At 43.3% G+C, this 15,408-nt stretch carries 14 protein-coding genes; 4 read left to right on the top strand and 10 right to left on the bottom strand.

All coding sequences use genetic code 11. The features are described from left to right. The first annotated feature begins 60 nt into the window (after nucleotides 1-60). A complete protein-coding gene (locus MTF70_RS00165; protein WP_005376761.1) occupies nucleotides 61-771 on the top strand; it encodes a hypothetical protein in 711 nt (236 codons plus the stop codon). A gap of 152 nt (nucleotides 772-923) precedes the next feature. Beyond that, nucleotides 924-1,124, top strand: a complete 201-nt coding sequence (locus MTF70_RS00160; protein ID WP_005376762.1) for a DUF4250 domain-containing protein — start codon at nucleotides 924-926, stop codon at nucleotides 1,122-1,124. Nucleotides 1,125-1,145: 21 nt separating this feature from the next. On the opposite strand, the gene metR is transcribed toward MTF70_RS00160, so the two are convergent. Beyond that, complete coding sequence (gene metR, locus MTF70_RS00155; RefSeq protein ID WP_005376763.1) at nucleotides 1,146-2,057, bottom strand: HTH-type transcriptional regulator MetR; 912 nt, start codon at nucleotides 2,055-2,057, stop codon at nucleotides 1,146-1,148. A gap of 281 nt (nucleotides 2,058-2,338) precedes the next feature. On the opposite strand from metR, the gene metE reads away from it, so the two are divergent. Beyond that, nucleotides 2,339-4,621: a 5-methyltetrahydropteroyltriglutamate--homocysteine S-methyltransferase gene (gene metE, locus MTF70_RS00150; protein ID WP_047103313.1), complete on the top strand. Its 2,283-nt coding sequence runs from the start codon at nucleotides 2,339-2,341 to the stop codon at nucleotides 4,619-4,621. Nucleotides 4,622-4,754: 133 nt separating this feature from the next. Here metE and MTF70_RS00145 read toward each other — a convergent pair whose 3' ends face one another. From MTF70_RS00145 to MTF70_RS00110, 8 genes are all read right to left on the bottom strand, one after another. Continuing rightward, entirely contained in the window at nucleotides 4,755-5,147 is a 393-nt protein-coding gene (locus MTF70_RS00145) for a GspS/AspS pilotin family protein (RefSeq protein WP_005376765.1), read from the bottom strand. 3 nt (nucleotides 5,148-5,150) lie between these two features. Then, the gene (locus tag MTF70_RS00140; protein ID WP_005376766.1) at nucleotides 5,151-5,447 is read right to left on the bottom strand and encodes a YciI family protein; all 297 of its coding nucleotides are present in this window, start codon (nucleotides 5,445-5,447) and stop codon (nucleotides 5,151-5,153) included. Nucleotides 5,448-5,562: 115 nt separating this feature from the next. Then, complete coding sequence (yciA, locus tag MTF70_RS00135) at nucleotides 5,563-5,958, bottom strand: acyl-CoA thioester hydrolase YciA (RefSeq protein ID WP_005376768.1); 396 nt, start codon at nucleotides 5,956-5,958, stop codon at nucleotides 5,563-5,565. Between the two features lie 225 nt (nucleotides 5,959-6,183). Continuing rightward, the gene (locus MTF70_RS00130) at nucleotides 6,184-6,747 is read right to left on the bottom strand and encodes a septation protein A (protein WP_005376769.1); all 564 of its coding nucleotides are present in this window, start codon (nucleotides 6,745-6,747) and stop codon (nucleotides 6,184-6,186) included. Nucleotides 6,748-6,946: 199 nt separating this feature from the next. Then, entirely contained in the window at nucleotides 6,947-7,189 is a 243-nt protein-coding gene (locus MTF70_RS00125) for a hypothetical protein (protein WP_005376770.1), read from the bottom strand. Nucleotides 7,190-7,300: 111 nt separating this feature from the next. Beyond that, nucleotides 7,301-9,841 (bottom strand): hybrid sensor histidine kinase/response regulator, encoded by a 2,541-nt coding sequence (locus tag MTF70_RS00120; protein ID WP_054866150.1) that lies wholly within the window; start codon nucleotides 9,839-9,841, stop codon nucleotides 7,301-7,303. Continuing rightward, complete coding sequence (locus MTF70_RS00115; protein ID WP_054866149.1) at nucleotides 9,834-11,018, bottom strand: acyl-homoserine-lactone synthase; 1,185 nt, start codon at nucleotides 11,016-11,018, stop codon at nucleotides 9,834-9,836. The genes MTF70_RS00120 and MTF70_RS00115 overlap by 8 nt, the downstream gene beginning before the upstream one ends. Before the next feature lie 156 nt (nucleotides 11,019-11,174). Then, complete coding sequence (locus tag MTF70_RS00110; protein ID WP_005376774.1) at nucleotides 11,175-12,434, bottom strand: dicarboxylate/amino acid:cation symporter; 1,260 nt, start codon at nucleotides 12,432-12,434, stop codon at nucleotides 11,175-11,177. Nucleotides 12,435-12,977: 543 nt separating this feature from the next. Between MTF70_RS00110 and MTF70_RS00105 the strand changes: the two genes are divergently transcribed. Beyond that, on the top strand, nucleotides 12,978-14,519 hold the full coding sequence (locus MTF70_RS00105) for a long-chain fatty acid--CoA ligase (RefSeq protein WP_205461177.1): 1,542 nt from the start codon (nucleotides 12,978-12,980) through the stop codon (nucleotides 14,517-14,519). A 126-nt stretch (nucleotides 14,520-14,645) separates the two neighbouring features. On the opposite strand, the gene MTF70_RS00100 is transcribed toward MTF70_RS00105, so the two are convergent. After that, entirely contained in the window at nucleotides 14,646-15,341 is a 696-nt protein-coding gene (locus MTF70_RS00100; protein ID WP_158156673.1) for a Crp/Fnr family transcriptional regulator, read from the bottom strand. Between the last annotated feature and the right edge of the window lie 67 nt (nucleotides 15,342-15,408).

The raw sequence follows: 15,408 nt of genomic DNA, 5'->3' as shown, positions 1-15,408 counted from the left end.
ATTTTGGGGCCGACTTTCGGTGGTTTGGCGATAGTTGATTTGATATTATCGCCCCCCAAAATGACTTTTGAGCGTGCATTCAACATGATTCAACAATTGCTGGTTACTTTCCCTCCGATGCTATTTGGCGCACAAGCGCTACTAACTTTGCTTCTAATCAAGGGCGATATTTGTCCTGGTCAGCGAGGACGTCTTCATAAAATGTTGCCTGCAGTAGCTGTATTGTGGCTCGCTGTTGCGTCACTTCGCATTGAAGCATTTATGATCGTGTTTGCTATTTTCTACTTCTATTCTCAGGTTCAAACCAAGAAAACGCGTGAAAAAGGGCCACTATGGGCGATGCATTTAGCGAATGGTTTGGCCTTTGCGTATGTGAGTATTCAAGTATTTGAGCAATCAAGCTGGCCAGCATCGATAGCGATGGCGCTAATGATATTTTTCCTTGGGGCGTCATTTTCTCAATTGCTGCTTACGATAGCTCGCAGCAGATTACAGGCATTTCACCGTATTTTACCAGTTACGGGCATTGTGTCTGGAATGCTATTAGTCATCGCAACGTTGTTTGCTTCTTACCAGTTAAATGAAGCCACACTAAACGCTGCGACACAGCCGATCTTGCTGTCTTTAGCTATGCTAATTTCTTCAATTATTGTGTGGTGTTGGCATATTTTTACGCATAAGAAACCAGAAAAGGTGCAACTGAGCGTTGCCTTGTTTCTAGCACTCGCGTCGATGACGAGCCTGCAAGGTTTATTCTCTCTCGCGGCTTAACCTCTATTCTAAAGACAAAGCTAGACAGCTTATATCCAAGTGCTTTCTTGGTGCTTGGGTATAAGGTGATCACGTTTTAGATCGCACTCACTTTAAATTCGCGTGATTACTACTACGCTTGTTTATATACCTTGTCGAAGAGGAGAGTCGCGATGGATTTAAGCAATGTAGGTAATCTGGACAGCACTATTTTGCTAGGTATCGTCAACGAAAAGCTACGTTTAGAGTGCGACAGTTTTGACGAGTTAGTATCAGTGTATGAGATGGATGTAGAGTCTGTAGTCGGCAAGCTTGATATGCTCGGTTATCAGTACGATCCATTGACTAACCAATTTAAAGCATATCAACGCTAAGCCTTTCATAACCCAAATCTTTTAAGCCACCTTGATTCCGTCAAGGTGGCTTTTACATTGTAGCCTCGCGGTTGCGAAAAAAGCTTGTAAGTAACGCTTTTCTTTCTCTGAATGACGCGTTGCAGCAAACAAGCGACGCCATAAGCCTTGGCCGAAAGGTTTACTGGTAATAAGACCTTGGCGAGAAAATTCAGAAATCGCCCAATTGGGTAGTGCCGCCACCCCTAATCCAGCAGAGACCATCTGAACTAACATGAGAGTGTTGTCGGCTTGCTTCCATTTCGCAGGTTCTATTCCTGCTGGCTGAAGAAAGTGCTTTACGACGTCTAGCCTTTGTTTTTGAACCGGATAAGAGAGCATGGTTTGATCTGCGAGATCTTGCGGATCAATAATTTCTTTTTCCGCCAATGGGTGGTTGGTTGCGGTAATTAAACGCATTTCAAAGTCGAATAGAGGCTCGTAGTGGACTTCAGATCGAGGTTGGATATCGGAAGTAATAACGAGATCGAGTTCGCCTGCCAATAGAGCTGGGAGTGGTTCAAAGCCAAAACCAGAGGAAAAGTCCAATGTTACGCTAGGCCAAGCAAGTTGGTACTCCCTAAGTGCAGGCATTAGCCATTGGAAGCAAGAGTGACATTCAATGGCCATATGTAATCGGCCATTGACGTCCTCTTTCAAGCTCGCTAAATCATTTTCTGCTCTTGCGAGTTTCGGAAGGATATCTTCTGCAAGACGCAATAGGATTTCTCCCTCTGAAGTGAACTTCACCGGACGAGTCTTTCTCAGGAACAGTTGCCCTCCAATTCGCGCCTCCAAATCTTTGATCTGATGAGACAGTGCCGACTGAGTGAGATGTAAAGCGGTCGCTGTTGCCGTTAGAGAGCCAGTGTCTCGAAGCGAAGTGAGTGTCCGCAAATGTTTTAGCTCTATCATGAATTCCTTTCATCCTTTGTTGCTCGCTATGAACAGAATAGCAATCGTGTAAATAACTTAACGACAAAAAATGGATATGTAAACGTCTAGACGTCTATTTGTTGTTTTTATTTGCGAATCATGTCGCTTCATGATGAATTTTTTTAATAAACAAGTTGAATAAATGGACGTTGTTCTAATATCAGATGAGAGCGATAGTTTAGCCATCCAGACATCTTATTCTTTACCGAAAGATGCTCTGATCCAAACAAATTGAACAAAATTGAGAAAGGAATAGGGACATGGCGACAACGACTCACATATTAGGTTATCCACGCATCGGTGAAAAACGAGAATTAAAATTCGCTCAGGAAAAATACTGGCGCGGAGAAATTGATCAAGCAGAGCTTAAAAAGGTTGGAGCAGATCTGCGCGCTAAAAACTGGCAAACGCAAACAGATGCTGGCTTGAGTTTTACCACCGCTGGCGATTTTGCTTGGTACGATCATGTACTGACGACCACGTTGTTACTGGGTCACGTGCCAAAACGTCACGCAGACGGTTTCCCTGATTTGGATACGCTATTCAAAGTGGGTCGCGGTCAATCTCAAGCGGGTTGCGGCTGTGCGGGCGCTGCAGCATCGGATATGACTAAATGGTTCAACACAAACTACCACTACATCGTACCTGAATTTAGCAAGGACGATACATTTGAAGTGAGTTGGCCTCAACTGTTTGAAGAAGTCAACGAAGCAACCCAAGCTGGGCATAAAGTGAAGCCAGTTTTGCTTGGTCCAGTCAGTTATCTTTACTTAGGTAAAGAGGTAGAAGAAGGGTTCGATCGCCTGACGCTACTGCCACGATTGCTTACGGCTTACCAAGCTATTTTGGCAAAGCTCGCAAGTCAAGGTGTTGAGTGGGTTCAGATTGATGAGCCAATTTTGTCACTGGAGCTAGAAAGCAAATGGGCTGATGCGTTCAAGCTAGCGTACCAAGTGATTCGAAGCGATGTAAAAGTGCTGCTAACGACGTACTTTGACTCTATAAGCGATACGCTAGACAAAATTGTAAAGCTACCAGTGGATGGTTTACATATCGATTTATCTGCCGCGCCTCAGCAGCTTGACGACGTGGTTGCCAAACTACCGGAGGGGTGGGTGCTGTCTGCTGGCGTGGTCAACGGTCGTAACGTGTGGCGCTCGGATTTGAGTGCGCAACTTGAACGTCTACAGCCAGTAAAAGAAAAACTGGGCGACAACCTTTGGGTTGCGAGCTCATGCTCTTTGCTACATAGCCCGGTTGATCTGGAACAGGAAACAGAACTCAGTGAGGAAGTGAAAAGCTGGTTTGCGTTCGCAAAACAAAAAGTAACAGAAGTCGCCTTGCTTGGCCGCGCACTCGATGGTGATCAAGATGCGATTCTCGCTTGTGATACCTACAGCCAGCCAATCAAAGCACGTAAAACGGCAACGCATGTGAATAAGCCACAAGTTCAAGCACGTTTAAACAGTATTACTGCGTCACTTGCCGAGCGCAGCGCACCTTACGCGGAGCGTGCTGCGCATCAAGCTGAAGTATTGGGCTTGCCTCTGTTGCCAACCACGACAATCGGTTCTTTCCCTCAAACGGGTGAAATTCGTGTTCAGCGCAGTGCTTATCGTACAGGTCAATTATCTGAGTCTGAATATATCCAAGCACTTAAAGGACATATTGCTGACGCAGTAAAACGTCAAGAGGCGCTCGACCTAGATGTGCTTGTTCATGGTGAAGCAGAGCGTAACGACATGGTGGAATACTTCGCTGAGAACTTGGCGGGTTTTCAAACGACCAAATTTGGTTGGGTACAGAGTTATGGCTCTCGCTGTGTGAAACCTGCCATTGTAGTTGCTGACATTGAACGTGAAAAACCGATCACGGTTGAATGGTCGACGTACGCCCAGTCGCTAACCAGCAAACAGATGAAAGGCATGTTGACTGGACCAGTTACGATTTTGTGTTGGACGTTCCCACGTGAAGACATCACACGTCAAGAAATTGCGCAGCAACTTGCTTTGGCACTGCGTGATGAGGTGTCTGACCTGCAAGATGCAGGCATCAATATCATTCAAATTGATGAGCCAGCCATTCGAGAAGGTTTACCACTCAAAAAACGCGATCAAAAAGCGTACTTAGAATGGGCCGTAAATGCGTTTAAGGTCTCTGCGGCAAGTGCAAAACCAGAAACTCAGATTCACACTCATATGTGTTACAGCGAGTTCAATGAAATCATTGATTCGGTTGCGGCACTCGATGCGGACGTCATTACCATTGAAACATCTCGCTCGAATATGGAGTTGCTGAAAGCATTTGAAGAGTTCAATTACCCGAACGAAATTGGCCCTGGTGTTTATGACATTCACTCACCAAACATTCCTACGGAAGAATGGATTGAAGGTTTAATCAAGAAAGCGGCAGAAAAAATTCCGGCTCAACGTTTGTGGGTAAACCCAGATTGTGGTCTGAAAACACGAAACTGGAAGGAGACAGAAGCCGCATTGGCAAATCTGGTTTCAGCGGCGAAGAAGCTCCGTGCTGAGCTGGCGTAACACGTCGTTACAGCAAATAAAAACGGAGACTGTGGTCTCCGTTTTTCTATTCTTAATTGTTAACTTTCGTTTTCAGATTATCCAATAATAGCGAATCATCGTCTCATGCCGAAAGCAACAAAAATTACTGTAGCTACTTCACCTGAGTACAAGTCTGTGCTGAAACCAACTCATCTGCCATCAACTGACCGCGAGAATTACGTACCTTAATACGATACATCAAGCCCATATCAATTTGCTTGCGAACTTCTGGGTTGCTGCAGTAGGTATAGATACTGGTATTCAGTACTTGATTTAACGGCTTTGCACCGAGGGCGCCATCGTTATAAATCATCATCATCTCTACAACATTTTTGTTGGATGAGACACGCATTATTTGCAGTGGACCGTACTCTAAAGGGAGACCAGCTGACAAGACTCCTGCTCGGTTTGATGCCATAAGCTCAAGTTGGCGCTGCTTATCATCGGTTGATGAGCAGCCAGCCAGAGCACCAAATACCAAGAAAAGACACAGTAATTTTTTCATAAATTAAAACACTTTTTTGAACGGTTTCACGATTACATTATCGTAAACACCAGCCGCTACGTAAGGATCGGCTTCTGCCCACGCTTTAGCATCCTCTAGCGAGGCGAATTCAGCGATGACAGTTGAGCCCGTAAATCCAGCTTCACCAGGATTGTCAGAATCTATCGCAGGCATCGGACCAGCTGTAAGAAGGCGACCTTCGTCTTGTAGCTTTTGTAAGCGATCCAAGTGTTGTGGGCGAACGCTCATGCGTTTTTCCAACGAGTTCTCAACGTCCTGTGAAAAGATGACATACCACATAGCATAGTTCCTTAATTGGTAGGGTAAAGTGTTAATTTAACGCCTTTTTTGTGTCTCTCACAAGTGAACAACAGAAAATGTGAGATCCTTTCTAACTGTTAGCGTTGTAGGTTGACTAATTCTGAACCGGACGTGGTTTACCTTCACTGTCAATGGCTACGTAGTTGAAGGTCGCATCACAAACCATGAAGCGTTCGCCAACACCGTGAGCTTTGACGGGTTTGACCCATACTTCCAAATCGACACTCATGGATGTGCGGCCGATCTTAGTGCATTCGCCGTAGCAGCATACGACATCGCCCACACCAACAGGTTTTTTGAACGTAATGCTTGATACCGAAACGGTGACAACGCGACCACAAGAGATCTCTTTTGCCAGAATCGCGCCCGCTAAGTCGAGCTGAGACATTATCCAACCGCCAAAAATATCGCCATTGGCGTTTGTATCTGCAGGCATTGCAAGGGTACGAAGCAGCATTTGACCTTTCGGAGAGCTAATTTCTTGACTCATTGTGACATCCTAAATCTTAAAGGCGCTCAAACTAAGCGCCAACATAGTAAATACCTAGAACCAAAGGTCCTTAAAAAACCGCAGATACCGGACCAGAGAAAGTTGGTTTACAGCAGCAAGAATGGTCTGAAAACGGTACGTTGTTTGAGCGGTTTACTGATACATGGAGCAAAACAGCGACCCTAAGGTCGCTGTGAAGTCGCGGATTATAGCAAAACTGAGTTTTTAATCATCAGTGGACACATCGGATGAGTTATTTTTTTGTTCTTTTGGCATGTGTTTATAAATGTAAAAGCCAGTCGCAATCATGTAGGCAAATGTCGCGATCAACATTCCAAATACTTTGAAGTTAACCCAAACATCCAACGGCAATTCGTAAGCAATATAAATGTTTAGGCCAGCGAAGAATGAGAAGAAGCCAACCCAAGCCCAGTTAATCTTTGCCCAAACAGCGTCAGGTAACGTAATTTCCTTGCCTAGCATACCTTTGATGGCTGATTTTCCCAATGCGTGGCTCACTGCTAAGCCAATCGCCAGAATCGCGTAAATGATGGTGACTTTCCACTTTATAAAATTGTCGTCGTGGAAGAAAAGGGTCATGCCGCCGAAGATAGTGACGATAACAAATGTTATTAGCTGCATCTTTTCGACTTTCTTATACAGCGCATAGGTGACGACAAGCTGAATGGCTGTTGCTACGATCAGTGCACCTGTCGCCACGTAGATGTCGTACAGCTTGTATAAAGCGAAGAAAACGATGAGTGGTATAAAGTCTAGGATCTGCTTCATGATGGCAAAATCTACCTAATTGTTGAATTGAAGACAGTCTAACGGAATCTGACAAGATGTGAATACTGAGGAAGTTAAGGTAAGAATAGTAACGCTTAGTATATCGTACAGCCCGCAAGCTTCTTCCATGTCGAAACAGCATATGGAAGGAATAAAAATTGCCGCGATGAGGCGGCAATAAAGTTGAGAGTTTTAAACCTTAAGCCACACGTTGATATTGGGAAATAAGCGTTTTTACATCTTCTAAATAGCCTTCCCGTAGTAAGTTATCGACCGTTGCTTCTAGCTCTTCGAGAGACATCGTGAAGCAAGTGGATTTACCAGTCATCAGGCTCAGATATTGATGATACTCTTCTTCTGTATAGTGGCCTAAGCGATCAAGTAACAGTGTTTTGATTCCATGATGAATCAAGCCGTAGTATGTATGTCGATGAAGTAACATGGCGATCTCCTTATCAAGCTCATACGCTACTCATTTGCAGCCTGCTTGACCTTCTGGATAATTCGATTTACTCCAATAATGCACATCTAGTGCCAGTTCTATATTTGCAAATTAAAAAGTGTTGGAAGGTGCAAAATTCTCGTTCTGTAGCCATCTTTGGATGACGACTTGAAGTGCATTTAACGTGGTGGGCTTTTCGAGTCTGTCATCCATGAGTTTCGAAATTAGCTCCAACTCTCTAGCTCCAGACTCACCAGATAAGGCAATGATTGGAACGGAGGATGTGATTTGCTTAATCCGTTGGCTTGCGTCAAATCCATTCATTACCGGCATTTGGACATCCATAAGAACGAGATCAATCTTGTGAGAGTGGAATAGTTCTACCGCAGAGGCTCCATTATTTGCTTGTAAGCTGTTGACTCCCAATCTTTTTAAATACATCTGTACCAAGGTGCGTTGCACCTCTTTGTCATCAACAATGAGCACTGTTGGTGCATCTTTACATACTTGTACGTGTTGAGCTGAATGATTTTCAGAATGTGATGGAGTTGCTTTCCAGTTATCAAAGTCCGGTGCTCTCAATGTCTCTGGTTTTGGTGCGTTTGGTACGACTGGGAAATACAAGTAGAATTCTGTGAACTCGCTCAATTCAGACTGGCACTCTATTCGTCCTCCGAAGGAGCGCATAACACGTTGGCAATAGCCCAAACCTAAGCCACTGCCTCCGCTTTTTTGATACGAGAAAAAGTCATCAAATATCTTGTGTAAGATACTGCGATCTATACCTGGCCCACTATCTCGGAAGATCAGAATGTTTTCGTAAGCCCCCGTCTGGGTACGAATCTCAATTTGACTGTCGGGATAAGAATCAAAATAGTAGATAGCGTTACGAATCAAATTGAAAATGACAAAGTTAAACAGGGTCTCATTTAACTTCGCGACAAAATCGTGTGCCTGTGGCAGGTTAATTCTCTCAATTATTTGATCGTTTTCAAAACCATAACGGCTTACTGCTTGGTCGATGGCTTTATGTATGGAAGTGAGAGCTAAAGGCTCATGCTCTGGTGAGCTGTCGCTAACTTCTCGTAAAATAATATCGATAAGTTGTCGACCGCGTTGTATAGCGGCTTCACCTTTATCAATTTCTCTTTTTAGCATATCCAGTGAGGCGTTTGACTCTATATGCTGTTTTAAAGCTTCAAATTGTAATTGTACTTGAGCGAGAGGGTTACGCATTTCATGTGCAATGGAGTTAGCCAGCGCACGGCTTTGGCGTACCTTTCTATCGGCTTCAATGGTGCTCTGGATGCGAACTAATAACGTTTGCAGAGCTGAGATTTCTTCATTAGAAAACAGCTTATTATCTATTTTATGTGAAGAAATCAGCAAGTGAGTAACAGATTTTCCACGACCGAAGAGAGGCATAACGAGCGCAGTATTGCTTGAGCGCATACGCTCGTAGAGCTTTCTCATCGACCCTTTAGAAGAGGAGGCATAATCAATTTCTTCAGACAACTCATCAAGCACGAGAACTGACTTGCTTGACGGCAGGTACTCTTCGTAAAACGTTTCTGTGTAATTGCTAGTGACTAGCTGTAGCTTGTTGTTTGGTATGTTAAGTAACGATGCCAACTGACGCATAGCATCATCTATTGAGCGTTTAAACTCTTCCTCTAACCCAAGGATTTGCTGAACGGGAGTGTGTCGTTTCCCATAAATAAAGTATGAAGCGAAACGACTGACTCGCTTAAAAAGCAAGTGCCAACTGATACCGATAAGCGCGCATAAAGGTACCGCAACAAGCCATTGGTTATCTTCAGAGATAGGAATAAATATCGCCCCTAGCGGCAGAACAAAAATGGCGCAGACTAAGAGCGCGCTTACCGTTAAGTACGTGAGATATTTAGCGCTGTAGAAGCGAGAGGTAAGTAGGGCATAGCCCACAAACAACATTTCGCTGATTGAAAGTGCTGGTGGTAACCAAGTTAGGGAGAAGTCGCCAAGGAAATACGTCATTCCAAGGTGTATCACTGCCGTAGATAACATGAATACCAAAATACCAGCGATCATATAGTTGCTTTTTGCTAACGTGAGCTTGCTGCTGTTAGCGCGCATGGCAATCAAGTTAAGCAGCGTTAGTACCACGAAAGCTAGCAAACTAATGAAAAAATATGAGGTATGTGGGCCAAATTTAATGACGAACTGGCTTGGACCACTAATGGTGACATTTTCGACAGTAAGATTCGGTACTAAGTTGATGTACAGTGAATACGTTGCTAGTGCGACAAAGACGACTTTTTGCCAGGCTTTGACCGCTGTTTTTTTAACATCTGCGGTTAACTGGCAAGAAAAATAGAATGCAAACGCAAAGGCGAAAAAAGACGCTAAGTTCGCTAACTTAGCCATAAAAATGCCACCAACAGAGCCTAATTCTGGCAATAAATCGGTATGGAAATAGGCGTTGCTGCTTATCCAAACAATGATACAGCTGGAATAAGCGATGTAAGGCGCGTGATGCGAGCCTAAGATTGATTCACTCTTCTGTTTTAGGCGATAGCAGTAATACAGTAGCCAAGCGAATACTATTAGTACAGTCGCGTACAATGCCATTGCTTTTGGGTAAAAGAGACCGTGCAAATGAACATCAAGCATGCTCATTCACCTTTTTATCCATTCTTTTTGTTCGTACGCAATGTTTGTAGTCGCGAAATTGTATGTCTTGAAATGCTTCAACCATCATACCTAAATTCCAGAAACCGCGGTATGTCTTGGTACCGTCACCGTTAATGTCGCGGTATCCTGAGTGAAAGTAGGCACTTAAATCAATAGATTGATAGAAATTTAACATAAATACTTGCTCAATAATGGTAAGGCCGAGCTTATAGCCTGCTTTATAGAGCTCGCTCATCATAGTTTTTTGCGCCAGATACAAAAAATACAGCTTTTGTTGAATGTTGCCTCCCACCGTAAGACGCAGTACTTCGCAAACCGCTTCACTGTTCTTTACACGAGATTGAAACTGAGCATCAAACTCAATAAGAGTGTGCTCATGAGTTAGAGCACGACACTCCAAAATACCCAGTTGATTGAGAACACTGTACCCATGATTAGGAAAGCAAAACTGCCATTGTTCGTTACTAAACTGTGGTGAGTAACTGAGCCAGTTATTTCGTTGATGCCAGCTTTGCACTAAAGCGGAGGAGACCATGATTGGTGAAGATGACGATTTGAGCAAGAGGGCAAAGTGCTGCCCTTTTTGCGAGAGTGATAAAAGAGGCAAGATTTCAAACCATTGTTCAGTTTGGACGAAAAGCTCAAGATTACTCAGTGTGATCGCTTCGGAAATCGGCATTAACGCTGCATGATTTGGCAGCATTACCTCAAGATCGCAATCTGCGATATCTTCAATTAACACGCTAGTATAGCTGTGGTCGTCAAACGGAAGCGGAGTAGGAATCGCAGCTTCGTTTGAAGGATATTTTTGCTTGATTGCTTCGATCTCGCATTGACACCAGAAAACCATCCAATGCGGGTAACAATCTGCGGCAAGTTGTTCAAGTAAACGAATCTCTTTGGAGAAACCTGTCGGATACTGTTGCACTAAATCTCGATAATCCATTAACTCAAATAGTGCAGAAAGACTTTTTGATGCGTGTTTAGGAAAGAGAGATTTAAGCAGTTTTATTCGATACAGAGCAACCTGTTGAAAAAGAGCATCTCGTTTTTGTTTCGTTAGGGTAAGAATAACTGAGTCAACCAGGGCCTGCTGCTTTGATTCGATCGGCAAATTTATTTTGGTGAGATATTCCAAAGATTGCTCAAGACTCATGATATAACCTAGCTCTAACGTTTTGTTATATTTTGTAATGGTTTATATCATTTTGAAAAATTTATGCCATCGGTTTCTATTTGTATAGTTACGTAATGCAAGAAAAGACAAAAAAACCGCTCATTATGAGCGGTTTTTGGTCTATTCAAGAAAGGGTTAGGCTTCTTGCTTTTTTAGCTCAGCTTCTGCCGTTTCTTCTTCAATTAGCGCATCAACGATAACTGCACATGCAGCATCACCTGTGATGTTCAGTGCTGTACGAATCATATCGAAAATACGGTCAAGAGCGAATAGCAGCGGTAGACCTTCAATTGGAATGCCAGCGGCAAGAAGCACGGCAACCACTAGGAAAGAAGGGCCAGGAACACCCGCTTGACCAACCGCACCCAATGTAGACGTTACGATAATTGCAATGTAAGCGCCCATGCCTAGATCGATATTGAACAGTTGAGCAAAGAAGATAGCAACCAAGCCATAGTAAATCGCATTACCTGACATGTTGATCGTTGCGCCTAGAGGCAGAACAAATGATGCAGTTGAATTTTTTACGCCCAGCTCTTTTTCACAGGTGTCCATTGTAACAGGCAGTGTTGCCATAGAAGACGCTGTTGAAAGCGCAACTGCTTGCGGTTTCTTCATTGAAGACAGGAATTTCTTCGCAGATGTCTTCGTGAAAACATGCACCATTGCTGGGTAAACAACGAAACCGAAGATTAGGATGGCGGCAACGTAAACAACGAACAGTTTAAACACCACCATTAGCGCACCAAAACCGAACGTACCGACGGCTTCTGCCATCAGACCAAATACACCGATAGGTGCAATGATCATTACTTTGTTGATCATCCAAACCATTGCGTCAACGATGCAGTTAACACCATTGATGATTGGTTCACGACGCTCTTTTGCTTGCTTAGAAATCGCAATACCAAAGAACATACAGAAAACGAGGATCTGTAGGATGTTTGCTTCATTTAGTGATTGGAAAACGTTGGTTGGGATCATACCAGTGATGGTTGCCCAGAAAGTAGGTAGTTCACCTTTTGAAGCGTATTCTGCTGAGAACATGCCTTCAACGCCAGAGACGTCGATACCCATGCCTGGTTGGAATACTTCACCCATAAATAGTGCAAGCGCAACGGCTAGGGCGGATGTTAAACCAAAATAACCTAGAGTGACGATGCCAACTTTACCTGCTGACTGGCTGTTCCCAAGACCAGCGGCGCCAGAAATCAAGGCTACAGCGACCAAAGGAATAACCAACATTTTGATTAAGTTGATAAAGATAGCACCTAAAGGAGCGAACACTGTCGCATCATGACCCATCATGGCACCAACGGCTGTGCCCACGATCATGGCGATTACGACTTGTACGCCAATGTTGTTTAGCAAACTCTTTTCTTTTAACACTTCCATAACCTCTGTGCTAATAAAATGTAAAATCCTAAAATTACCCACTAACCATAAATGGATTTACGGATAATTATCTCGCCTTGCTTTTTACACTTATCGTTTACAATTGGCAATATGCAGCAAGGTATTATTGATGGATTAATCGATATTTTATTGACGAACGATAAAGTTTTGTTCAATGGCAAACGTTTGCTATTGATTTTTCTTATAAGGGTCGCGCTTAGGATTGTTCAAGTTTATTTTTCTTTATTTGTTTTCTTTTTGTTAATTTTAACCGCTTTTGTATTTGCTATTGCAGTCAGAGTTTTTAGTGACTTGGGTTGATATTTATAACAATTCATCTCTTTCAAGCTCACACTTTTATTAATTTGCCTTCTGAAATGTTAATTGCTTTACATTCTTAGTCCTGATTGCGTTGTAAACATAATGTTAAATGACAATGACTGGTGAGACTCAAATGCTGACGATCCAGTGTTAAGGATAACTTGCTTAGTTAATGCTCCTGAGCTGATTAGACGAGAAAGACAAGTAAGAGGTAAAGATACTATGATGAATCTTGCTGCTGCGTTACAAAGAAATGCTGCGAGTAAACCAGATAAAACGGCGTTGATATGTGGCGCTGAAAAGATAAATTATGAGCAGTTTGATGCGGTCGCCGGCAAGATCGCAGCGTCTTTAATCAATAAAGGCGTAAAGCCAGGTGACCGCGTTGCGATTTCATGCCCAAACATTCCTTTTTTCGCGTTTGTTTATTATGCAATACAAAAAGCTGGCGCGGTTGCAGTCCCATTAAATGTGCTTTTGAAAGCGCGAGAAATTAAGTATCACTTAGAAGATTCAAAAGCGAAGTTTTATTTCTGCTTTGAAGGGACGAAAGAACTGCCAATGGCAAAAGAGGGCGTCAAAGCCTTTGAACAAGTCGATACATGCGAAGGCATAGTCGTACTGACTCAATCTCAAGATCAAAGCTATTGGAATGGTGTAATAACTCTCAATGCGTTTATAGCCGATGTCCAACCGTTGCCGGATTATATACCGCGTAATGCGGATGATACTTGTGTGATTTTGTATACATCAGGGACGACAGGCTTACCAAAAGGCGCTGAGCTGACTCAGCAGAACATCATAATGAACGCTCTGGTGGCACAAAACATTATGGGCAGCCAGGCCGATGATATTCACTTAGTAACTTTGCCTTTATTTCATACATTTGGTCAAACCGTCCACTTAAATGCTAGTGTTTTGGGCGGGGCAACATTGGTGTTAGTGCCTAGGTTTGAGCCTAAACATGTTCTTGAGCTGGTGGAAAAACATAGGGTGACGATATTTGCTGGTGTGCCAACGATGTACATCGGTCTGCTTCATGTGCAGCATCAATTTGATACCTCGTCATTGCGTGTTGCAGTAAGCGGTGGTGCGCCATTACCAACCGAAATCTTTCGAACCTTTGAAGAAACATTTAATGTGCCGATCTTAGAAGGATACGGGTTGTCGGAGACAAGTCCTATTGCATGTTTTAATCATTTAGATCAGGAGCGAATACCAGGCTCGGTAGGTCAACCGGTTCAAGGCGTCGAAGTAAGAGTTATCGACATTGAAGGCAATGCACTACCGATAGGCGAAGAAGGTGAGATTGTTGTGCGTGGTCATAATGTTATGAAGGGATATCTTGACCGCCCAGAAGTTACTGAATCTGCGCTACAAAATGGTTGGTTCCATACTGGTGATGTGGGCCGCTTTGACAGTTCAGGTAATTTATTTATTGTCGATAGAATGAAAGATCTGATCATTCGAGGTGGATTTAATGTTTATCCCAGAGAAATTGAAGAAGTTTTCATGACTCATCCTGCAGTTTCAATGGTAGCGGTGATAGGGATTCCAAATGAAGAGTATGGCGAAGAGATAAAAGCTTACGTTGTACTTAAACCAAAAGAATATATTGACGCCGATTCATTACAAAAGTGGGGTAAAGAGCAATTAGCCTCGTTTAAATATCCTCGTTATGTCGAAATTCGTGAACACCTCCCGATGAGTGCGACAGGAAAGATTTTGAAACGTGAGTTGAAATCTGAATTGAATATAGCTTAGTCAATTCAATGGTTTTTGTGTCACAGCGCCACTTGCCTAAGCGCAAATGGTGTTGTGCTCTTGACCAATTAGATGCATAAGTTTTTTAGCTATCGTTAGACAATACTTAGCGTTTGTTGAATGGATCTATTGCTCGAGTTCTTTAAAGTATTCTTCTAAGCGTTTCGGATTGGTAATGGTTACTGAGCCATAGTTTAGCTCTAGCATCCCGACACTTTCTAGTCGTTTTAGTATCTTGTGTACGCTCTGACGAGTTAGCCCCATCATGTTAGCGATATGTTCTCTTGTTACCCTGACAACGCATGGTCGAGTATCGATCGCTTGATTAAGTTGGTATTCAGCAAGTAGCAGCAACCTTTTGGCGACTCGTTCTTCAATTCCTCTAATCGCGTCATCTTCGATAACAGAAATAGCAGACCACAAGCGGCGGCTAAGTAAGTCGAGTATAGTGGGGTAACTTTGAGGGTATTTGGCGAGTAATTGGCGAAATTTATCTCCAGGAAGCTCCATTACAGTCACGTCAGAATGCGCGGTCGCACCAAAAATACGAGGCATACCGGGAGAAAAAACATTGTCTCCAAACCAGCCACCAGCTTCGAAAATCATCAGTGTGACTTCTTTGCCTTTTGAACTAATTGAGTTCACTCTCACTGCACCTTGAGCTATGACCATAAGAGAAGATTGAAGCGCACCTTTATTGCAAATCAGTGCTTTTTCGTCGAAGCAGCGAACCTTAGTCATTTGCGCTGCTTCACTAAGCCCTTTATCTGGCAGCCCTGATAGTACAGGACATTTGGCTAGCAGTGTTTTGACTTCTTCCATGTAGCAACCTTACTGCACATTGCTTTATTGAGTTAGTTAAGTTACCCAAGCTTAACACTCTTTGAGT

The sequence above is a fragment of the Vibrio sp. 2CM40D genome, from assembly GCF_023161825.1.
Taxonomy (GTDB): domain Bacteria; phylum Pseudomonadota; class Gammaproteobacteria; order Enterobacterales; family Vibrionaceae; genus Vibrio; species Vibrio alginolyticus.
The sequence above is the reverse complement of the archived record's forward strand: the minus strand, read 5'-3'. Positions and strand labels throughout refer to the sequence as shown.